This window comes from Embleya sp. NPDC056575 (genome assembly GCF_042793325.1).
Classification (GTDB): Bacteria; Actinomycetota; Actinomycetes; order Streptomycetales; family Streptomycetaceae; genus Embleya.
This window is the reverse complement of record NZ_JBHTVA010000018.1, coordinates 1-19,890: the sequence shown is the minus strand read 5'-3', so window position 1 is coordinate 19,890 and position 19,890 is coordinate 1. Positions and strand designations below refer to the sequence as shown.

The window sequence follows — 19,890 nt, the reverse complement described above, 5'->3', positions numbered from 1 at the left end:
CCCGCAGGCACCACCACACCGAGGCCCCGAGAGCCAAACCTCCCGGGGCCTCGGCCTTTTCCGGCCGGCGCGCGGGGGGCGAGCAGGGCCTGGGGCGTGTCTTCAATCTCCCGTCGGGCTCCGCGGCGTCCGGTGCCGTGCATCGGCGGGGGCGAGGTCGGGGGTGGTTGCCCGGGTGGCGAGTGTGGCCAGGTGGGACAGGGCGGTTGCGGACGGGGTGTTCGGGCGGGCGCGGAAGACGTGGATTTCCAGGGCGGTGTCGCCGGTCGGGGTGGGAACTCGGAGGGTTTCGTAGTCCAGGTGCATCGAGCCGACCGCCGGGTGGTGCACGCTCTTGTGGCCGGCGCCGCAGACCAGCACCTTGCCGGTGGCCCAGATCCGCCGGAAATCGGCGCTGTGGGTGGAGAGTTCGGTGATCAGCGTGGCCAGTTCCGCATCGTCGGGATAGCGCCCGGCCGAGACCCGCAGCTGGCCCACCGCGTCCTCGGCCCGCTCCTCCCACTCGGGGAACACGAGGCGGGAGGCGGGGTCGAGGAAGAGGAACCTGGCGTTGTTGCGGTCGCGGCGGCTCGGATCGGCAAGGCCGCCGACGAGTTCGGCGCCCAGGTCGTTCCAGGCCACCGTGTCCAGGCGGTGGTTCGTGGCGAAGGCCGGGAGCCGGGTCAGCGAGTCCAGGATCTGCTGGATCAGCGGGCTGACCCGGGCCGTCGGCGCGGGGACGTGGCGCGTACCGGCCAGCGTGATCAGGTGCCGGTGCTCGGCGGCGTCGAGGCCGAGCGCCCGGGCGAGTGCGTCCAGCACCTCGGGGGAGGGCTGGGTGGCCCGACCCTGTTCGAGGCGTACGTAGTAGTCGACGCTGATCCCGGCGAGCTGGGCCAACTCCTCGCGGCGCAGGCCGCGGACCCGGCGTCGCCGGCCGCCGACGAGTCCGACGTGCTCCGGTGCGACGCGGCCTCGGCGGGCCCGCAGGAATCCGCCCAGCGCGCGCCGGGCGTCGCCGATGCCCTCGACCTCGTCGTCGGTGTGCGCGGCGGGCGCGCCCGCCGTCCCGGTGCGCCGCTCGGTGGCGGTCGTACGCTCGCCCTGCTCCACCCCGTTCATGCGGTCAAGTATGCGCGGGCACCGGGCGGATCGGGCCTGTGTGGTTCTCGCAGTACCAGGAACGGGGTTCCGCCGGTTGAACCGGGTCCTGGCTACCCGTTCGCGCCCGGAGGAGCGTTGGCTCCATGAACCCCACCACGCCGCAGTCCGGCCGGCCCACGCCGTCGCCCCGCAAGGTCCTCGTCGTCGTCGCCCATCCCGAGCCGCGCTCGCTCAACGGCGCGCTCACCGAGTTCGCGGTCGAACGGCTGCGGGCGGCGGGACACCACGTTCGGGTGTCCGACCTGTACGCGATGAAGTGGAAGGCGGCGGTGGATGGCGACGACTTCCCGGAGCACGTCGCGGACCACCGCCTTCGGGTGATGGCCGACTCGCAGCGGGCCACGCTGGCCGAGCGGCTGGCCCCGGATATCGCCGCCGAGCAGGAGAAGGTGCTCTGGGCGGACGCGATCGTCCTGCAGTTTCCGATGTGGTGGTTCTCCGCGCCGGCGATTCTGAAGGGCTGGATCGACCGGGTGTTCACCGCCGGATTCGCCTACGGTCCAAAGGTCCCGCCCCCGTACAGTGAGGGCGCGTTGGCCGGGCGGCGGGCATTGTTGTCGGTGACGGCCGGCGCCCGGGAGACCGCGTTCTCCGACCGGGGCATTCACGGGCGGCCGGCGGAACTGCTCTTCCCGCTCCAGCACGGGTTGTTCTGGTTCACCGGGTTGGCCCCGCTCGAGCCGTTCGTGGTGTACGGCTCGAACGACGTATCGCCGGAGCGGTTCGAGGCGGCGAAGGAGGAGTACGCCCGGCGGCTCGACGGGCTCTTCACCGACGAGCCGGTGGCCTTCCGCGCGCTCGACGGCGGCGACTACGACCGTGAGATGCGGCTGCTGCCGGGCGTCGAGGAGCCCGGGACGAGCGGGATCGACATGCATGTGCGGTAGGGCGCCTGAGCCGGGGCCGGTCGTGCCCGACTCCCCGGTACGCGGGGGCGGTTCGGGGCCGCGAAACGGGCGGCGACCTGCGCGGACCGGCACCGCCGGGGCCGACGACCGGCGCTCGGACCACGACTTTCGGCATTGGTCGGTGCCTCGGTCCACCTGTTATTGTCGAGCCCGACCCGACCGCGGCGCCCACGGCACGCGGACAGGTGCACGAACGTCACTCGCAGGACGGAGAGGCCACGCTGATGAAGAAGCTGATCCTGGTGGCTTTGGCTGCTGTAGCCGGCCTGTTGGTCTACCGGCAGATTCAGGCGGATCGGGCCGAGCAGGATCTGTGGACCGAGGCGACGGACGCGGTTCCGGCGGGCACCGGCACTCGCTGAACAGATCGTGCGGGAGACCCCGCAAAGGCTTGAACCCATCCGGGCAAGTGTGACGTTTCACGTGAAACGTCACACTTGCCCGGATGAGGTGTTGTGAAATCGCGGCCCGGTTGCCGCTAATCTGGTTCGGTACCAAGGGGCCTTAGCTCAGCTGGTAGAGCGCTGCCTTTGCAAGGCAGATGTCAGGGGTTCGACTCCCCTAGGCTCCACAGGATCCGTACAGGATCCACGACTGGCGATACGACGAAGGGCCCGGCGCGATGCCGGGCCCTTCGTCGTGTGTTCGGGCGGGTCAGTCGGCGTCCCGCTTCGGAGCGGCCGAGCGGAACTCGTCCTCGGTCAGCTTGACCTCGTCGTCGAGGGACGCGGGGGTCTGCGGGGTGGTGGCGGAGCCCTGCAGCGCCTCGTCGGGCTCGTCGGTCAGCCACTCCGGCCGGGCGTTGCGGCGGCGCCACCACAGGAAGGCCGCGAAGCCGCCACCCGCGACGACCGTGATCATCAGGAACCTGCGGCGGCGGGCCCGGCGCCGCTTGGTGCGGCCGACCCGGGCGACGTCCTCGGCGCTGATCTCGCCCTTGAGGACGGACAGCGCGGCACCGGCCCGCAGGAGGGCCTCGTCACGGACGGGTTCGGCGGCGCCCCGGGCCTGGTCGACCGCCTGGTATACGCGCGGAACCACGTCGTGGCGGACCCGGTGGCGGGCCGTCTCCACGGCGTGCTCGACGTGCGGTGCGGCCGTTTCCTTGGCGTTCACCAGTGCGGGTACGACCTTCTCGCGGGTGGTCTCGACCGCTCGCTCACGTGCCGCGCCCGCGTAGTGGATCGCCGCCTCCTTGGCGTGCGCGGCGTGTGGGGCAAGCCGCTCCCTGGTCCTGCCGGTCGCCTCGCGGACCGGATCCATGCGGGTCACGACATCCTCCTCCTCGCCGGGTTCATCCGCTATCTGTTCCCGACGATCCCGGGTTCATGCGCCGCGTATCGGCGTGCGATCCGTACGGTGGAACGGTGTCCGCGGTGGTCTCGTGGCAGGAGCCGCCCGCGGCATGCGAGGATTTCGAGGATTCAAGAAGACCGTCCGTGTAACCGTAGGGAAGGCACATCAGTGGCCGAGGAACTTTTCGCCACCATCAAGACCAACCACGGGGACATCCGCATCCGGTTGTTCCCGAACCACGCACCGAAGACGGTCGCGAACTTCGTGGAGCTGTCGCAGGGGCAGCGCGAGTGGGTCCACCCGGCCAAGGGGCAGAAGACCACCGCACGCCTGTACGACGGCACCGTGTTCCACCGCGTCATCTCCGGCTTCATGATCCAGGGCGGTGACCCGCTGGGCACCGGCACCGGCGGTCCGGGCTACCGCTTCGCCGACGAGTTCCACCCGGACCTGGCGTTCTCCAAGCCGTACCTGCTGGCGATGGCCAACGCCGGACCGGGCACCAACGGCTCGCAGTTCTTCATCACCGTGGGTGCCACGCCGCACCTGAACAACAAGCACACCATCTTCGGTGAGGTCGCCGACGCGGAGAGCCGCAAGGTCGTCGACGCGATCGCCGGTACCCAGACCGACATGCGCGACCGTCCGGCCTCCGACGTCGTGATCAACTCGGTCGAGGTCGAGACCCTCTCGTCCTGAACCCCGAGCGCACGGGCCGGGGCCTTCGGGTCCCGGCCCGCGGCGCGTGCCTGAAGGTGAGCATGAGCCCCGACGAGCAGCAGCCGAGTGCGACCGGACCGGCCGGTCCACCCGTGTGTTATCGGCATCCCGATCGGGAGTCGAACATTCGCTGTACGCGCTGCGAGCGGCCCGTCTGCGGCGATTGCATGGTGAGCGCGTCCGTCGGCTTCCAGTGCCCGGACTGTGTCCGGCAGGGCAGCCGCCAGGTACGCGAGGCGCGCACCGTGGCGGGCGGTCGGGTCGCGCCCACGACCGCGCCCGCGATCGTGACCAAGACCCTGATCGGGCTCAACCTCGCCGTCTTCGTGCTGGTCCAGGTGGTCGGCAACACGTTCGTGGACCGGTGGATACTGGTCGGCCGCTTCTTCATGGGCGGCGAGTGGCAGGGTGTCGCCGAGGGCCAGTGGTACCGCCTGCTCACCGCGACGTTCCTGCATCAGCAGTTCTGGCACATCGGGTTGAACATGCTCGGCCTGTGGATGCTCGGGCCGCCGCTCGAGGCGGCGCTGGGCCGGACCCGGTTCGTCGCCCTCTACCTGGTCGCCGGTCTGGGCGGCAGCGCGTTGTCGTATCTGATCGCCGAACCGAACCAGGGCTCGCTGGGCGCCTCGGGCGCGTTGTTCGGGCTGTTCGGCGCGATGATCGTGCTCGGTCGGCGGATGAACTACGACCTGAAGCCGCTGATCATCCTGCTGGCGCTGAACCTGATGATCACGTTCCTCAACATGAGCACGATCGACTGGCGCGCCCACCTCGGGGGACTGGTCGCGGGCACGCTCGCGGCGATCGGTGTGGTCTACGCGCCGGCGCGGCAGCGGACCCTGGTCCAGGTGGGCAGCCTGCTCGCGGTGCTGGCGGTGGTCGTGGCGATCGTGCTGATCCGGACCGCGCAGATCGTCTGAGGCACGAGGGCGCGAGGGCGCGAGGGCGCGAGACGGCAGGCAACAGGTACACGACCCGGGCCCGACGCCCGAGCATGGTGACGCTATGAGTCATACCAATGACCCGGAGTGATGAATCCGGGATGCGAGCCGTTACCCACATCCCGGCCGGTCGTTGGACCGTAACGGGTTATCCACAGGATCTGCCCAGTTATCCCCACTGTGGATAACTCTGTGGAGTCTCCCCGGGAAAACTCGCTGAGCTGCGCGTATGCGCTACTTCCACTGAGTGGACACGCCGAAGCCGGCGGCGATGAAGCCGAAGCCGACGACGATGTTCCAGTTCTTCAGGGACTCGATCGGGAAGCGCATGTCGGTCACGTAGAAGACCACGATCCACAGCAGGCCGATCGCGAAGAGGGCCAGCATGAACGGCGCCACCCAGCGGCGCGAGTCCAGCTTTATGGTCGTCTTCTTGACGGGCGGCGGGGTGAAGTCGTCCTTCTTACGGATCCGGGACTTCGGCACGAGAGTCTCTCCTGTCGATGTAGCCGGACGAGTGGGTGCGCAGCACACGCGACACGATCCGGTGATGTGTCGGTTAGCGTAGTCGCTGTCAGGTCCGGAAGGAGGGTACGGCGACGTGCGTATCTTCGCCATGCGGCCGTCCGGGATGTCCTGGCGTGCGATCGTACCCCGATTGTCCGCACTTGTGGTGTTCGCCCTGGCCGGTCTGCTCTTCTGGATCAGCGCCGACACCTCCCACGGCACCAATCTGCGCAGCGACGCGCAGATGCTCAAACTCTCCGACGTGATCCGGGACCAGGGTCGGCGCAACGAGAGCGCCCAGCAGGACCTGTCCAAGCTGCAGCGGGACGTGGACGGGCTGGTCCAGGAGCAGGCCAACGACCCCCAGGCGCGCGGTCGCATCGACGCCGTCGCGGACCCGGCCGGGGTCACCCCGGTCTCCGGCGAGGGCCTGACGGTCACCCTGACCGACGCCCCGCCCGACGCCAAGTCCCGCGTACCCGGCGTGCGCGAGCCCACCGCCGACGACCTCGTGGTGCACCAGCAGGACATCCAGGGCGTGGTGAACGCGCTGTGGAACGGCGGCGCGCGGGCGATCCAGATCATGGACCAGCGGATCGTGGCCACGTCCGCGGTGCGCTGCGTCGGCAACACGCTGATCCTGCACGGCCGGGTGTACTCGCCCCCGTACGTGATCTCGGCGGTCGGCGACATCGGCGCCCTGCGGCGCGCCCTGGATCAGAGCAAGAGCGTGTCCAACTACACGGACTACGTCGAGGCGTTCGGCCTCGGGTGGAAGGTCGAGGACCGCAAGCGCATCGATGCGCCGGGGTATACGGGCCCGCTGGGCCTGGAGTATGCGAAAGTCTCCGGGACGTGATCGGCAGCGGTGAATCGAGGGGAGTCTGACGACGGTGTTGCGGACCACGATGCGAGGCCTCGGGGAGGTCTTCATCACACTGGGCGTCGTCATCCTTTTGTTCGTCGTCTATCAGCTCTACTGGACCGGCGTGCTGGCCGATCGTGCGCGGGCCGAGGAGATGCACAAGCTCGACGAGGCGCGCAAGCGGATCGGGGCGAGCGTGCCCAAGGACGTGCCGGTCGCGCAGGCACCCGCGGCGCAGGCCCCGTACGAGGACGGTGAGCCGTTCGGGACCATGTACATCCCCCGTTTCGGTGACGGCTGGTACAAGACCATCCGGCCCGGGGTCACGCCCAAGGAGCTGCAAAAGGGCCTGGGTTGGTACAAGGGCAGCGCGCAGGCGGGTCAGGACGGCAACTTCGCCATCGCCGGGCACCGCAAGACGTACGGCGACCCGTTCCTGAACGTGCCCAAGCTGCAGGTGGGCGACAAGGTCGTGATCGAGGGCATCACCGAGTGGTTCGTCTACTCGATCGACAAGCCGGTCAGCCTTCCCGGGGACAAGGCGGTCCTGAAGACCATTCCCGAGGATGTGCACGTGCTCGACCCGGTGCCGGCGAAGGCCTATACGGCGCCCGGGAAATACATCACCCTGACCACCTGCGAACCCGAGTTCGGCAGCACGCACCGGTTGATCGTCTGGGGCCACCTGGAGTCGCGGACCCCGCTGTCCTCCGGTCGACCGGCGGCGTTGCAGGGATGAGCGGGGCGCGGATGAGCGAGTCGGGCCGCGCGGGCGGCGAGCGAGAGAGGGCCTGGGCCTGATGTACGGCTGGATCTGGCGCACCCTGCCGGGGAACGTGTGGGTGAAGCTCCTGCTCTCCCTGGTCCTGGTGCTGGCCATCGTGTACGCGCTGTTCACATGGGTCTTCCCGTGGGCCGAACCCCTGCTGCCGTTCAGCGATGTGACGGTCGACCAGGACAACGTGACGAACACCACCGGGCCCGGCGGCGTACCGCTTCCGGCGGGTGCGACCTCGGCGGGGTCGTCCGGGTCACCTTCTTCACTGCCGGGAGGACTGCCGGGATGAGCACGCGCATTCTCGTCGTGGACAACTACGACAGCTTCGTCTTCAACCTCGTGCAGTACCTCTACCAGCTCGGCGCGACCTGCGAAGTGCGGCGCAACGACGCGGTGACGGTCGAGGAGGCCGAGGAATTCGACGGCGTACTGCTGTCCCCGGGACCCGGCACGCCCGAGGGCGCCGGGATCTGCATGGAGATGGTGCGCCGCGAGGGCGGCCGGGTGCCGGTCTTCGGGGTGTGCCTGGGGATGCAGTCCATCGCGGCGGCGCACGGCGCTACCGTTGGCCGGGCGCCCGAGCTTCTCCACGGCAAGACCAGCCCTGTGGTGCATGAGGGGGCGGGCGTCTTCGCCGGCCTGCCGTCGCCGTTCACCGCGACGCGCTATCACTCGCTCGCGGTGGATCCGGACACGATTCCGGCCGAACTGGAGGTGACCGCATGGACCGGGACCGGCGTGATCATGGGCCTGCGGCACCGCGACCGACCGGTCGAAGGCGTGCAGTTCCACCCGGAGTCGGTGCTGACGGAGTACGGCCACCGGATGCTGGCGAACTGGCTGGTGAGCTGCGGGGATCCGACGGCGCCGGACCGGTCGGCGGGTCTGGCACCCGTCGTCGGGCGCACGCCGCTCCCGGCCTGACCGAGGGGTCGATACCCGACAGCGGGTACGGGGCGGGAAGCGTCCCGTACGGGTCGGGTGCGGGCGGCTCGGATGGGCCGGGCGGTTCCCACGCCTCGGGCGGGGGCGGGCGGCACGGAGCGGGTGGCGGCGGGCGGCACGGAGCGGGTGGGCCGGCCCCGTACGCGCCCGAGGACTATGCGCGGGACCTGGTCGACCCCGGCTTCACGGCACCGCCCACAGCGGCCCTTCCGGCCGTTTCGGATCCCGTTCCGGGCGGGCGCGCGGCCCGTCGGCGGGCCGCACAGCGGCAGCGGGCCGAGTCCGTCGAGCAGACGGCGGTCTACATGCCGCCGGCGGCGATGGTGGAGGCGCCTCGGGCGCTGCCGGGAGCCCGGGCCGCGGCGGGTGCGCCGGACATGCCGGGCGCCGCGGACGCGTCCGACGCGATGGACGCGTGGTTTCGGGCCGACGCGGGGGTGGCGGGCGCCGATCCGGTGCTCGACCCGGCGTACGCGCCCGCTCCGGAGGCCGTTCCGCGGCCGACGCCGGGCGGCGCGGTCGTACCCGGCGGACGGGCGGAGCGGCGCAAGGCGCAGCGCAGGAAGGCCGGCCGGGGCGGCTCCCGTCCGCCCGCGCGCCCGGAGCCGGCCGAGGGCGCCGGACGGGCCGCCCGGCGGCGGGCGGCGAAACCGTCGACCGGCGCGCGGATACTGACCGCCGGCGCCCGCCTCGTGGGCGAACTCGCGATGACGGTGGGCGTACTCCTGGTCCTGTACGTGGTGTACCTGACCTGGTGGACGAACATCGTGGCGGCGGAGAAGGCCCGGAACGAGGCGCACGACATACAGCAGAGCTGGAACAACACGCCCGGCCAGGTGGTCGACCCGCGCAACCCCGGCCAGTACGTCGCCCCGAACAAGGGCTTCGCGCTGCTGTACATCCCCCGGATCGGAATGGAGAAGCAGGCGATAGCGGAGGGCACCGACCGTGGCAAGGTGCTCAACAACGGCCTGGTGGGCCACTACAACGACCCGAAGACGGCGATGCCGTGGGATGCCCAGGGCAACTTCGCGGTGGCCGCGCACCGCAACGGGCACGGCGAGCCGTTCCGCTACATCAACAAGCTCAAGCCCGGCGACAAGGTGGTCGTGGAGACCGCGACCACGTACTTCACGTACACCGTCGACGCGGACCTGCCGCAGACCTCGCCGTCGCACATCCAGGTGATCGATCCGATCCCCGACAAGGGGCCGTACACCAAGCCCGGCCGCTACATCACGCTGACCACGTGCACGCCGGACGGCGCCTCGACGTATCGCCTGATCGTCTGGGGCCACCTGGAGGAGGAGCGGCCGCGTTCCCAGGGCAAACCGGACGCGCTGCTGGACGGGGCGAAGTGACGGCGCATCACATTCCGGTCTCCGGGTCCTGACCGAACTTCTTGTCTGTGCCAAGCTGTCGACCCATGGGCGCTGTACGCAAAACCATTCGCGTCGGGGCGGAACTCCTCCTGACCCTGGGCCTGGTCGGCCTGCTGCTGTGTGTGCACCAGCTCTACTGGACCAACTTCGAGGCCCGGGCCGAGGCCCGCAGCGAGGTGGACCAGCTGCGCAGGGACTGGGCCAGACAGGGCACCGAGGGCGTCAAGGGCACCGAGGGCACCGAACCGCCCGCCGCGCAGCCGCCCACCGACGTCCTGAGCGGCCCCACCGACGTGAGCGTGGACGGCGGCAAGGACGGCCAGAAGGTGGCGGGTTCGCACACCATCCGCGGCGAGACGCTGGCCATCCTGTGGATCCCCAGGCTCGGTTCGAACTGGTACCAGCCGATCATCGAGGGGTCCAGCCTGGCCTCGCTCTCGAAGGGTGTCGGCCACTACACGTACCCGCCCTACGTCGGCCCCGGCGGCGCCGGCAACTTCGGCCTCGCCGGCCACCGCAACGGACACGGCGAGCCGTTCCGCCACCTGAACAACCTGCGGGCGGGCGACAAGGTCGTGGTCGAGACCAAGACCCAGTGGTTCACGTACACGATAGTCAAGGGCCCGTTCATCACCAAGCCCTCCAACGGCTCGGTCCTCACCGCCCGCCCCCCGGACCTGGGCGGACCGGCCGGCCGCAGCCTGATCACCCTGACCACGTGCGATCCGGAGTTCACCTCCAAGAACCGCATGATCTACTGGGGCGAACTCACCACGACGGACCCGAAACAGGGCGACACGAAGCCGGCGGCCCTCCGCCGCTGAGCGCGGGCCCGTCGGTTCGGCATCGCTACCCAACGACGTCGGCACTTGATAGCTTCGCTCTCCTCTTGATCTCAGCAACGGAGGGTGCAGATGACCCTTGCCGTACGGGGCCACCTCTTGTTGATCGAGAGCGCACGAGGTCGTGCGTCCCGTCGACAACTGCGCGGCACCGGCGCCAATCTGGGCGCGATGACCGAGATACCTCCGGCGTGCTTCGCTCCCCGGGCCTCGGGTGTCGACGTGGTCCAGATCGATGACGCGGTCAACCCTCACGCGGTGTTGAGCCGCGTCAAGGCGGCGGCGCGCGTCCCCGGGCCCGTGGTCGTGTACGTCTCGGGTCTGCTGATGTTCGATCGCACCGGCGCCGCGCATCTCGGGCTGCGGGACTCCACGCCGCGCAGCGTGCGCTATGACGGGCTGCCGTGGGAGTGGCTGGTGAACACGCTTCGTTCGCGGCCTCGCAACCAAACACTGGTCATCGTGGACTTCGCCACCGACGCGCAGAGCTGGGCCCGCCTCCACGACACCGCCCCTGCGTCGCTGACGAACAGCCTCCCGGTGTGGGGCGTGATCAACCCGCCGGCCAAGTCGGCGGACGGCACCAGCCCCTTCACCCGCGCGCTGTGCGCCGTGCTACCGCAGGGCATACCTCGGGTGCCTGCCGAGGTGCATCCGTCCGACATCCACCGCGCGGTGGTCGAGCGGGCCGGCCTGGCCGTCGACACCGTGGAACTCGTGCCCGATGTACCGGGGTTGCGGCTGGGGAACGTCCACCCCGGGGCGCCGCCGGCCGCGCTCGCCCCCTCCGAGGTCACGACTGCCGACACGCCCGCACGGATACTCCTGCAACCGTCCGACCCGGCGGCGTACACGGGAGATCTCACCCGGATTCGCACGGCGAGTGAAGCGGGTGACCACACGGTCGCCGTCCTCGTGGCTCAGGAGCTGGACCACCGCTTGGCCACCACGCTGGGGTTCGATCACCCCGATTCATGGGCCGCTCGGGAGGTCCACGCCTGGGCGTCGGCGATGGCCGGCCGCTACCTGCACGCCTGCGAGCTGTACCGGGACGTCGCCCGGCGACGCATGCGGGGCCTGCCCCACGACCATGCGACCGTCGTCGGCCCCACCGACTGCGCCCATGCCGCGTGGCTGCGCATCCCCGACGGGGACGACGCGCGCCGAGTGGGCCCGTCGATCGTCGCCCTTCGGGAACTCGTACCCGGCCCCGGCGGGGCGCTCTCGGCCGCGCGGCGCCACCTGGTCCGACTCCGGGACGACGATCCCGAGGTGCAGATGCGCCGCGGGCCCGAAGCCTGGTCCGCCTACCTCGGCCGTCGGACCCGACAGTCCGCCGGCCCTGCCGGCATGCCGGCGGCAGGGCCTTCGAACCCTGCGGTCTGAAGCCTCGCCGGGCTCCCGGTGCTCGTTGTCACTCGTACGAGTGTGTCCGGTTCCGCCCGGAGCCGGGGTGTAGCAGGCTTGCCATCGCCACCCACGAAGCGATGAAGAAGAGCCCCGGAGGCCGGCATGGCGAACATCCCGAACGATCGCCTGTACAGCAAGGACCACGAGTGGGCCCGGGTCGAGGGCGACCTGGTGCGGGTCGGTCTGACGGATCACGCGCAAAAGCAACTCGGCGACGTCGTCTACGTCGAGCTACCCGGCGTGGGCGACCGCTTCGAGGCCGGTGAGCCCTTCGGCAACGTGGAGTCGGTGAAGGCCGTGAGCGAGGTCTACGTGCCCGTGACCGGCGAGGTCGCCGAGGTGAACGAGACCCTGAGCGAAAGCCCGGAACAGGTCAACGACGACCCCTACGGCGACGGCTGGACCATCCGACTGCGCACGGAGGGATCGGCCCGGACCGACGGCCTGCTCACGGCGGACGAGTACGCCGACTACATCAAGGAAGAAGCGTCTGACTGACCCGCGCCCCTATTTCACCCCTGTACCGCCGGTCAATCGCAGCGAGGGTAGGGCCACGGGCCGTTCAGATAGTTGAACATGGCGTTCCAGCTGTAGTGCTCGTTCGCCACATCGGATCGACATGCCAGGTAGTCGTAGATGAAGCCGACCGGGCTGTAGAAGGCGGAGCTGTTGACGAAGATCTTGCTGTGGAAGACCAGGAGCCATGTCTTCGTGTTGCCGTGTTGGTACCAGCACACGGCTTTCGGTCCGCTGCCGTCCTTGATGCCGGCGGCGGGGAGATTCTCGAGAGCCGGCCATACGTCGGTCATATCCACGGGGCGGGGCCAGTCGGCTTTGAAGTCCCCGCTGCCCGCGTCGAGCATGGCGACCCGGGTCCCCGCGGTGAACAGGTAGTAGTCGTCGACGGCCGTGACGCAGGAGACGCCGCCGGCCCATTGGTCCTGCTCGTCCCGGCCGAATTCTCCGTTGGCGATCCGGGCGAACCCCCTCCAGGCGTCCGTCGTTTTCTGCGGCGACCAGGTCACGGTGTTTCCGTAGCCGTTCGTCCTCGCGCAGTACTCGCCGTTGAACAGCCACCACATCCCGGTGCGCTTGACGTAGACGCACGTGTCCAGCCCACTGTTGAACTCCGCGTGGCCTCTGAGGCCGGTCCATCCGTAGGTGTCCCGGAAATCCCGGGGGTCGATGTGCATGGAGCTGCCGTCGTAGTCCGTGGAGAAGTAGATCGACGACACCGAGGACTTGTTCGGGTTCGAGTTGGTGGCGGTGAAACACCACCGGCCGTTGTAGAGGTTGATGGAGTTCACGGTCCACCACCGCAGGCCGTTCACGACGGGCGGGGGGTGCCATCCTCCCGGGGGAACGAAGCCCTCGTCCGGTTCGGGCACCAAGACGGAGAAGGGAATGACCCCCACCAGCTTGACCCGCCCGTCCGGCACCGTCTCCGAGACGGCCTCGATCGCCGTCACCTCGGCCTGGATGTAGGCACTGATCACGTCGAAGAACGGCGCGACCTCCTCCAGCGCCTCCATGGACACTTCAAGGTAGGCGTCGAAGAGCTTCTCCATGGTGCTGATCCACTCGACGGCCTCCCGGCTCAGGTGGATCGTGACCTGGAAGCCACTGAACTCGGTGTAGATGTCTCCGCTCGTGTCGAGTTTCGCGGCGTGGGTCCCCTCGGCCCCCGAGCGGGGTGCGAGTATTCCGTCGACGGGCTGATCGAAAGGCGGCATGGCGTCTCCTCCCGGGACCGCCACATGTGCGGTCGGTGAGTGGTTCGCGGTGGCCAGGTGCCAGTATCGGAACGTGTCCCGGGCGTCACAAGAACGCCGCGAAAGGTTGGCCGACACAAGGTCGAGCATTCAGGCCACACCACCTCGCGCCCCCGCCCCAGGCCGATTCGCCCCGGCCGAGCGCGGGCCAAACGGTCTTCGAACACGCGGAGGAAGTCGAACGCGTCGCGCGTGCGCGGACCGGAACCCGAGGCGCCGAACCGTCGTTGTACCAAGTCGTCCGGAGAGGCGAGCGGTCTGATCCGCCCACCCCTGTTTCGCCCCCGGAACGGATCAAGGGCCCTCCCCCAAGACATGGGGAAGGGCCCTTGATCGGCACTTGCGAGAGTGGGCCTAACAGGACTTGAACCTGTGGCCTCTTCCTTATCAGGGATGCTCGGGCGTCTCTCTGACCTGGGCAAACGCTCAGACCCCAGGATTCACAAGGCCGGTTGCCTCGACCTACGACGCGTTCCGGCACGTTGCGCCCGGTTCCTCGCCCCTAAATCGCCCCACATGTAGAAGGGAGAAAATCGGCGCCGGCGACGGTCGGCTGGGGCAGCGACGGGAAAGCCGACGCGTGCTCGGGACACGCGTACAGGGTCCAACCGCTTGAACCTCGGCCGGACTCGATCACCTGGACCGGGACCAGCTCGGCCACGCTCTCACAGCGACAACAGTGGCGGTAGGTCGGCTGGGGGGTCATGCGTGCACCACTCTCGGTGTGGAGGTGTCGGACGGCGATCCGACCCCCGCACTCGCGGCTGCGTCCTGCCTGATCCGTTCGTTGCGACGGGCCCAACGCGCGTCGTCCTCGGCTTGGTCCTGCGCCCGCCGCTCCCACAGTCGGCTCACATATGAGCGAACCAGGAAGTACTCGGGTTCCCGCTCCGGTTCGAGGGCCTGGACGTGCGACTCGGCCGGGCCACGCACGTCGACGGCATCGCGCTCCGGCGGGGTGAAGTCGTACCACGTCACGGCGATCCCCTCACGGGTGTACCTGGGTCTGCCGGGTCTGGCAGGACGGGGCCGGTTCGGGCGGTCGATGCGGCGGGCGCGGTGCCTACCGGTCGTCCTCGTCCGGGTAGGGCGTCCGAGCACCCATGCGAATAGGCGGGCAATAAGCTCTGTCATGGCTTGGTCAGCTCCTGCTCAGGGAACGCTGATCGGCTATGCCCGGGGACCGTTAGGCGACGATCCCCGGGCGCTTCAGGATCACCTCTGGTCGACCCCGGACGGGCCTGCCAGAGGCAGCGGGGCGGATGAAGCGGGCACAGGGTGCCCAAGGCGCCCCCACACCGCTGGTTAGGCGATCAACTCGGCCCAAATCGCTTGGTCCTGCACCGACGTTGTGGCGCTGCGCATTCCGCGGGCCAGTGCGTCAACGCGCTCAGGTAGCGCCGTGCGCCATGCGGGTATTCGGGCGAGCCATGCCAAGGCGTCTGCGGGGGTGTGGTTCGCTCGGCGAAGTTCCCGGTAGAACAGGGCCAGTTCCGCCCACATGGGGCCCACTGCGGCGCGGCCCCAACCGATGACGCACACCCGCGGATTGACGGGCTCCGAGTAGACCATGAGGTTCGTCGGGTGCAGGTTCGTGTGGAGAAGGTGGGCTCCGTGGAGACTGCGGCGATCACGTTGGCTGGGTCTCGTCGCCCATCGATCGAAGAGATACGGCAGGCGCGGCCCGGGGTGACTCCGTTTAACGGTGAACAGAGCACGTGCCACGCGTGGCAGGTCCGGTGATCCGGGTGCCAGGTCCGCGAACCGCGCACGTTTTTGATACGCGGTGAGAGTGGCGACCCATCCGCCGGTGTCGTACGCGGCGATCAGCTCGGGTGCCAGACCGGGGACGCATGGTGTGATTGCGGCTTCTCGGCGTACGTACTCGGCTGCCGCGTGAGAGTCGGGTGACGCCTTCATGACCACGGGCCGATGGGCACGGGTCCACAGGACTGCCGCGAACGGCACGCTGCGCGTCCAGGGCAGCGGGGTTGCTCTGTTCACGGTTCCGATGTCGGACTCGACAGAGTCACGTAAGACGAAAGGCACCTTCGACCAATGTTGGTTCATTCCTGACCTTCGTGCTTGTTCACGTTCGCGGTGCCGAATGATCTTCGGGTGAGTGCGTCAGCCCAGTCGGTACTGCGCCCACCGGCGCGCGGTGTCGGCGAGCGCTCGTGAGTGGGGGCGGGACCGGGAGGAGCGGGCGATGTACTCCCACATGCCGGCGAGCTTGACGGCGAACGCGGTGATCACCGGCTCCGGGGCCTTGGCGAACGCGGGGACGTGCATCGCCCACGCTTCGGCCGCCTCGGGGGTGTGACCCTCATGGATGAGCCGGACGACGACATAGGCGGTATCGATCCAGGCGGCGCCGCGGGCCGACCATGCCCAGTCGATCACCCGCACGCGCCCGTCCTCGGCAAGCATGTTGGCCTGGTGCAGATCGGAGTGCACGAGGGTGTCGCCATCGAGCCGAGCACCCCGTTCGAGCGTGGCGAGCACGCCCAAGTGCTCCCGCGCCCACGGATCGAGATCGGCCGGTGAGGTGACGTGGACGGCGGACCATCCCGGTGCTCCGCCCCACCGGTCGGCGATCGAATGTCGGGCGGCGGCCGGACACGGCGTCAACGTCTCGGCCATCGTCACCACCAGGTCGCCGATCACGTCCAGGTCGCCGGACGTCGGCGACAGCGACGGATGATGTCCGGGCACGAACTCGAACCCAAGCATCAGCCACCCGTCCTGCGTCACCTCCCACAGCAGCTGCGGGGCGAGGGTCGCGGGCAGGAACGGGGCCACTGCGGCTTCGTTGCGGTGCGTCCACGCATACGTGCGGTCGGCCCGAACGCCCTTGCAGAACACCGGCCCGCCAGCGGTGTCGAGCATCGCCGAGAACTCCGACGACTTCCCGAAATCGGGGGCACGGGTCGATCGCACAGGGCCGGTATGCAGTTGGATCTTCTCCCAGACAGATAAAGGCAGTTCGGTCCAGGCACGGCGACGGGGCATCGTCGGCACTCTCTCGATTCGAGGTGGAAGGAACGAAGGAGCGAGCGCCCCCGACCGGGTACCGGCGCGGGGGCGCTCCTTACGTGTTGGTGATCACGGACTGTCGGTGCATCCCGCGTGGCACTGGGAGCACGCGGCCTCGCAGTCACCGGCAGCAACCGCCCACAGCTCGGCATCGACCGGGAAGCCGGCCGCCTTGATCACCTCGACCGTGCGCACGACATCGGCCCGACCCTCCACCGCGGTGCGCGGCCCGACGTCCGGCACGTGGTGCACGAATCCGCCGATCCGCCGGCAGTACTCGGCGTAGTCGACCGTGTGGAGCACCCACGCGTGCCATCCGACGTCCACCAGCGCCGAAGGAGTCATGCGCACGCCCGGGTTGGCCGCACCGACCGCCAGGAACACGGCGGTATCCGTCACGATCCGATCCGCCAGTCCCGCGCCGATCCCGGGACGATCCGCACGGATCCGACCGACCAACTTTGCGCGCACGGCATCGGGGACTCGAACCCCCATAACCGCGTTCGGTGTCACTGTGCTGGTCATGCTCGTTCCACCTTTCGCTCAGTGTGCTTCGGTACCTTGCGAACCCCGCCCGACGTCGTTCCCCGAGCATCCGAACGAGGTCGATGGTGGGCTCAGCCGGGCGGATCGACCCTGTAGACCTGGGAGCCGCGCACCATGTGCGGCAACCCGCCGGCGAGCACGATGAGCACCCGATCGTTGTCGAGCCCGTTGCAGTCCTCCGCACGCTCGACGCATCCGGCCGGAAAGTCGAGTCCGGTACCCGGCAGCGGGGCCACCCAATCGCCAACCACGATCCGCTGGGACACACGCCGGGGTTCATCGCGACGCGGCAATGTGCGCGAGACAACGACCGGGACTACTTCCCCAGCCGCGTTCACGATGAAATCCGGTTCGACCACGGGTCACGAACCTCTTCTTCTACACACGTGAGTGGTGCCCGGCCTGCCATGCCGAAGGGGTGGACCAACATGGCAAGCCGGGGTCTTGGAGCCCGGGGCAAGGTCCGGCAACGCATGTCCCGATCAGCTCGGTTCAGTGATCGGCGTGCAGATAGCGGCAGTGCGGCGAACACGAGCACGGCGGCTCGGAACTCCCTCTCACCGCATAGCTCGTGAACGTCTCGGGAGAACGCTCCTCGCTTGGAGTTCCGTCGGCTGCAAGCCGATATGTACGGAGTGAAATCCGGTGGGCCGTGGGCAGTGCCATCGGCTCCGTCTTGTGAACGGATGTCATCGCCCCAGCCAACTGCGTGAAGTCGGGCTTCTCCACGGCATCGTCGCGGCACTCTTGATGCACACCGGATGCACAAGGCCGCCGCCTGATAGACCCGGACTGTGACGGGGAAAGGAGCCCTGGTGAACCTTGCCGATCGGCGGAAGCTCCTGGGCTACAGTCAGGAGTCATTCGCACATGCGCTCGGTGTCGACCGGACAACGGTCGGACGCTGGGAACGGGGCGAAACCACTCCACAACCCCAACTTCGCTCCAAGACAGCGGCGTTGCTCCAACTCGATCTAGCCGAACTCGACGTCTTGGTGTCTTCGCAAAAGACCACCTCCGAAGGCTTCATGGGGGCGCCGCAGGGCGACAACCCCGGTTCGGAGAGCATTGACGACATGATTCGACGCGATTTCCTGCGCGCGATTGCCGTGGCAAGTGCACTGGCGTCACTCACGGTTGATGACGCCAACGCGCTGACGGAGGGAGTACAGCGGGGTCACTCGTCCGATCATCTCCAGATGAACGAGCACCTGTGGCAGGTGTACCTGCGTGCTCGAACCAAGGGATCTGTCCACCCGATCGTTCGCGATCAGCTGTCAACGCTGACCGGAGCGCTCGACCGCGGCTCGGGGACAGAACTCCGACGCCTGTGCAGCGCTGCCGCAGATCTGTTTCAACTCGCCGGTGAGCTGGCCTTCGACGGGGGGCGCTACTCGGACGCTGCGGCCTCCTACGCCTTGGCGGCAACAGCCGGCAAGGACGCCGAATCGTTCGATCTTTGGGCATGCGCGCTGGTTCGGCACGCATATGTCGAGTTGTTTCAACAACGTCCTCGGCAGGCAACCCGCACCCTGCTGGGGGCCGAGCAAGTCGCACGCCGTGGGGACAGTTCCCTTTCGACACGCCATTGGGTCGCTTGTGTCCAGGCCGAGGCATATGCGGGTCTCGGTGAGTTGACGGCCTGCGAACGAGCACTCGACAGAGCAGAGAAGGTCGCTGAACTGAATGGCCCTGGCCACAACGGCGGTTGGCTTCGGTTCGACGGTTCTCGTCTTGCCGAGGAACGCGGTGCCCGGTACGTACAGCTGGGCCGACTCGACCTGGCCGAACGTGTGCTGGTGGGCGCCCTTGACCAAGGTGCCCTTGCGCCGGGGCAATCGTTCCGGCGACGCGCGGCCGTGCTCACCGACCTTGCGGTCATCGGCGCCAAGCGCAAGGACCCGGATCAGGTGGTGACCTATGGGCGAGAAGCGGTGCAGCTCGCTCGTGAGTCCTCGTCCGGATACGTCGCGCGTAGGCTCCAAGGGCTTCTGATCGAATTCGGACAGCCGGCTCACGATGATCGTTTCGCAGATCTGAGAGCCGAGATCATCGCACTGAACACGGCGTGAGGAGAGGGTGGACATGTCGGATCACGACGGGGCAAGGCTGTTCCGCGAAACGTGGATCGCCAGCGTGCACAAGCACTTCCCGGGCGAACCCAAGCCTGGCTACGTCACGCCCTGGGACGACACCCCCGAGTGGGAGCGCGAGGCCGCGGGCGCCGTGTACGAACAGGTTCGACAGTTCCTGGAGCTGAGCGGCGGCCATGCGGCACGGTTGACTCGCGAGCAGAAGGGGCGCTTCGTCGCCACCTGTTGGACGGCGCAGATGTTCAAGCACTTCGAGGACCCCAAGCCGGGCTACGTCGCCGACTGGGCGGACCTGCCGGACTGGCAGCGGGAAACAGATGCCGACATCTTCGAGGCGATCGAGGGATCCTTGACCTGATTCGGGTTGGTCCGATATCCCCCAGCAGGAGGCTTCATCGTGCTCCTGGTGCTCATTGTGGGTCGCGGCTCTTGCCGGTGGCGCGGCTCCCGCTGGGGCGAAGCCAGAGGCGGGAGGCGCGCCACCGGTGAGAACCGCGCTGTCATGCCGGATCGTGAGTGCCGACCGAAGCGCACCGCAGCCTTTGCGCTGAGCTGCGGGCGAGTGTTTACCTTCGCGTCGATCGGCGGGGCCGGAGCATGGCCAGGGGGCCGTACGCTGCCCGGCGGAGGGGGGCCGCAGGCATCCCCACCCGGTTTTGGTCCCCCTCGGCCCCCTGGCCTTGCTCCGGGCAGGGGGCCCCGC

23 protein-coding genes and 1 tRNA gene are annotated in these 19,890 nt (G+C 68.8%); 15 read left to right on the top strand and 9 right to left on the bottom strand.

Annotated elements, in window-relative coordinates; translation table 11 throughout:
• Nucleotides 1-102: 102 nt before the first annotated feature.
• Nucleotides 103-1,101 carry a helix-turn-helix domain-containing protein gene (locus tag ACFRCG_RS16420; RefSeq protein ID WP_380032033.1) on the bottom strand — a complete coding sequence of 333 codons (999 nt, stop codon included), beginning with the start codon at nucleotides 1,099-1,101 and terminating at the stop codon, nucleotides 103-105.
• Nucleotides 1,102-1,226: 125 nt separating this feature from the next.
• Between ACFRCG_RS16420 and ACFRCG_RS16415 the strand changes: the two genes are divergently transcribed.
• The 3 genes from ACFRCG_RS16415 (at nucleotide 1,227) to ACFRCG_RS16405 (ending at nucleotide 2,622) form a co-directional block, all read left to right on the top strand.
• The gene (locus tag ACFRCG_RS16415) at nucleotides 1,227-2,030 is read left to right on the top strand and encodes an NAD(P)H-dependent oxidoreductase (RefSeq protein ID WP_380032030.1); all 804 of its coding nucleotides are present in this window, start codon (nucleotides 1,227-1,229) and stop codon (nucleotides 2,028-2,030) included.
• 245 nt (nucleotides 2,031-2,275) lie between these two features.
• Nucleotides 2,276-2,413 (top strand): DLW-39 family protein, encoded by a 138-nt coding sequence (locus ACFRCG_RS16410; protein ID WP_170222265.1) that lies wholly within the window; start codon nucleotides 2,276-2,278, stop codon nucleotides 2,411-2,413.
• 136 nt (nucleotides 2,414-2,549) lie between these two features.
• Nucleotides 2,550-2,622 (top strand) — tRNA-Ala (locus ACFRCG_RS16405).
• Between the two features lie 83 nt (nucleotides 2,623-2,705).
• Here the strand turns inward: ACFRCG_RS16405 and ACFRCG_RS16400 are convergent.
• On the bottom strand, nucleotides 2,706-3,314 hold the full coding sequence (locus ACFRCG_RS16400; protein WP_380032238.1) for a DUF5324 family protein: 609 nt from the start codon (nucleotides 3,312-3,314) through the stop codon (nucleotides 2,706-2,708).
• Between the two features lie 201 nt (nucleotides 3,315-3,515).
• On the opposite strand from ACFRCG_RS16400, the gene ACFRCG_RS16395 reads away from it, so the two are divergent.
• Nucleotides 3,516-4,046, top strand: coding sequence for a peptidylprolyl isomerase (locus tag ACFRCG_RS16395; protein ID WP_380032029.1), 531 nt, complete (start codon nucleotides 3,516-3,518; stop codon nucleotides 4,044-4,046).
• A gap of 62 nt (nucleotides 4,047-4,108) precedes the next feature.
• Complete coding sequence (locus ACFRCG_RS16390) at nucleotides 4,109-4,990, top strand: rhomboid family intramembrane serine protease (RefSeq protein ID WP_380032027.1); 882 nt, start codon at nucleotides 4,109-4,111, stop codon at nucleotides 4,988-4,990.
• Between the two features lie 255 nt (nucleotides 4,991-5,245).
• Here the strand turns inward: ACFRCG_RS16390 and crgA are convergent, their stop codons facing one another.
• Nucleotides 5,246-5,497 (bottom strand): cell division protein CrgA, encoded by a 252-nt coding sequence (crgA, locus tag ACFRCG_RS16385; RefSeq protein ID WP_078976324.1) that lies wholly within the window; start codon nucleotides 5,495-5,497, stop codon nucleotides 5,246-5,248.
• A 130-nt stretch (nucleotides 5,498-5,627) separates the two neighbouring features.
• Here crgA and ACFRCG_RS16380 point away from each other — a divergent pair, with 130 nt between their 5' ends.
• The 8 genes from ACFRCG_RS16380 (at nucleotide 5,628) to gcvH (ending at nucleotide 12,238) form a co-directional block, all read left to right on the top strand.
• Nucleotides 5,628-6,377: a DUF881 domain-containing protein gene (locus ACFRCG_RS16380; RefSeq protein ID WP_126640326.1), complete on the top strand. Its 750-nt coding sequence runs from the start codon at nucleotides 5,628-5,630 to the stop codon at nucleotides 6,375-6,377.
• Nucleotides 6,378-6,426: 49 nt separating this feature from the next.
• The gene (locus tag ACFRCG_RS16375; protein ID WP_380032025.1) at nucleotides 6,427-7,122 is read left to right on the top strand and encodes a class E sortase; all 696 of its coding nucleotides are present in this window, start codon (nucleotides 6,427-6,429) and stop codon (nucleotides 7,120-7,122) included.
• Between the two features lie 61 nt (nucleotides 7,123-7,183).
• On the top strand, nucleotides 7,184-7,450 hold the full coding sequence (locus ACFRCG_RS16370; RefSeq protein WP_380003541.1) for a hypothetical protein: 267 nt from the start codon (nucleotides 7,184-7,186) through the stop codon (nucleotides 7,448-7,450).
• Complete coding sequence (locus ACFRCG_RS16365; protein ID WP_380032023.1) at nucleotides 7,447-8,085, top strand: aminodeoxychorismate/anthranilate synthase component II; 639 nt, start codon at nucleotides 7,447-7,449, stop codon at nucleotides 8,083-8,085. Before ACFRCG_RS16370 ends, ACFRCG_RS16365 begins: the two co-directional genes overlap by 4 nt.
• 326 nt (nucleotides 8,086-8,411) lie before the next feature.
• Nucleotides 8,412-9,467, top strand: coding sequence for a class E sortase (locus tag ACFRCG_RS16360; protein ID WP_380032021.1), 1,056 nt, complete (start codon nucleotides 8,412-8,414; stop codon nucleotides 9,465-9,467).
• Nucleotides 9,468-9,532: 65 nt separating this feature from the next.
• Nucleotides 9,533-10,312, top strand: coding sequence for a class E sortase (locus ACFRCG_RS16355; RefSeq protein ID WP_380032019.1), 780 nt, complete (start codon nucleotides 9,533-9,535; stop codon nucleotides 10,310-10,312).
• Nucleotides 10,313-10,402: 90 nt separating this feature from the next.
• Complete coding sequence (locus tag ACFRCG_RS16350) at nucleotides 10,403-11,716, top strand: hypothetical protein (protein ID WP_380032017.1); 1,314 nt, start codon at nucleotides 10,403-10,405, stop codon at nucleotides 11,714-11,716.
• Nucleotides 11,717-11,842: 126 nt separating this feature from the next.
• The gene (gcvH, locus tag ACFRCG_RS16345) at nucleotides 11,843-12,238 is read left to right on the top strand and encodes a glycine cleavage system protein GcvH (protein ID WP_380032015.1); all 396 of its coding nucleotides are present in this window, start codon (nucleotides 11,843-11,845) and stop codon (nucleotides 12,236-12,238) included.
• Nucleotides 12,239-12,270: 32 nt separating this feature from the next.
• Here gcvH and ACFRCG_RS16340 read toward each other — a convergent pair whose 3' ends face one another.
• The 6 genes from ACFRCG_RS16340 to ACFRCG_RS16315 all read right to left on the bottom strand — a co-directional run bounded on the left by ACFRCG_RS16340 (nucleotide 12,271) and on the right by ACFRCG_RS16315 (nucleotide 17,453).
• Nucleotides 12,271-13,473, bottom strand: coding sequence for a hypothetical protein (locus tag ACFRCG_RS16340; protein WP_380032012.1), 1,203 nt, complete (start codon nucleotides 13,471-13,473; stop codon nucleotides 12,271-12,273).
• Between the two features lie 741 nt (nucleotides 13,474-14,214).
• A complete protein-coding gene (locus tag ACFRCG_RS16335) occupies nucleotides 14,215-14,490 on the bottom strand; it encodes a hypothetical protein (protein WP_380032010.1) in 276 nt (91 codons plus the stop codon).
• A 327-nt stretch (nucleotides 14,491-14,817) separates the two neighbouring features.
• A complete protein-coding gene (locus ACFRCG_RS16330; RefSeq protein ID WP_380032236.1) occupies nucleotides 14,818-15,432 on the bottom strand; it encodes a phosphotransferase in 615 nt (204 codons plus the stop codon).
• Nucleotides 15,433-15,639: 207 nt separating this feature from the next.
• Nucleotides 15,640-16,533, bottom strand: a complete 894-nt coding sequence (locus ACFRCG_RS16325) for a phosphotransferase family protein (RefSeq protein ID WP_380032008.1) — start codon at nucleotides 16,531-16,533, stop codon at nucleotides 15,640-15,642.
• Nucleotides 16,534-16,617: 84 nt separating this feature from the next.
• A complete protein-coding gene (locus tag ACFRCG_RS16320) occupies nucleotides 16,618-16,947 on the bottom strand; it encodes a glycine-rich domain-containing protein (protein ID WP_380032006.1) in 330 nt (109 codons plus the stop codon).
• A gap of 218 nt (nucleotides 16,948-17,165) precedes the next feature.
• Nucleotides 17,166-17,453, bottom strand: a complete 288-nt coding sequence (locus ACFRCG_RS16315) for a hypothetical protein (protein WP_380032004.1) — start codon at nucleotides 17,451-17,453, stop codon at nucleotides 17,166-17,168.
• A gap of 456 nt (nucleotides 17,454-17,909) precedes the next feature.
• Here ACFRCG_RS16315 and ACFRCG_RS16310 point away from each other — a divergent pair, with 456 nt between their 5' ends.
• Entirely contained in the window at nucleotides 17,910-19,166 is a 1,257-nt protein-coding gene (locus tag ACFRCG_RS16310) for a helix-turn-helix transcriptional regulator (RefSeq protein ID WP_380032002.1), read from the top strand.
• 13 nt (nucleotides 19,167-19,179) lie between these two features.
• Nucleotides 19,180-19,545, top strand: coding sequence for a hypothetical protein (locus ACFRCG_RS16305; protein WP_380032001.1), 366 nt, complete (start codon nucleotides 19,180-19,182; stop codon nucleotides 19,543-19,545).
• Nucleotides 19,546-19,890: the final 345 nt, after the last annotated feature.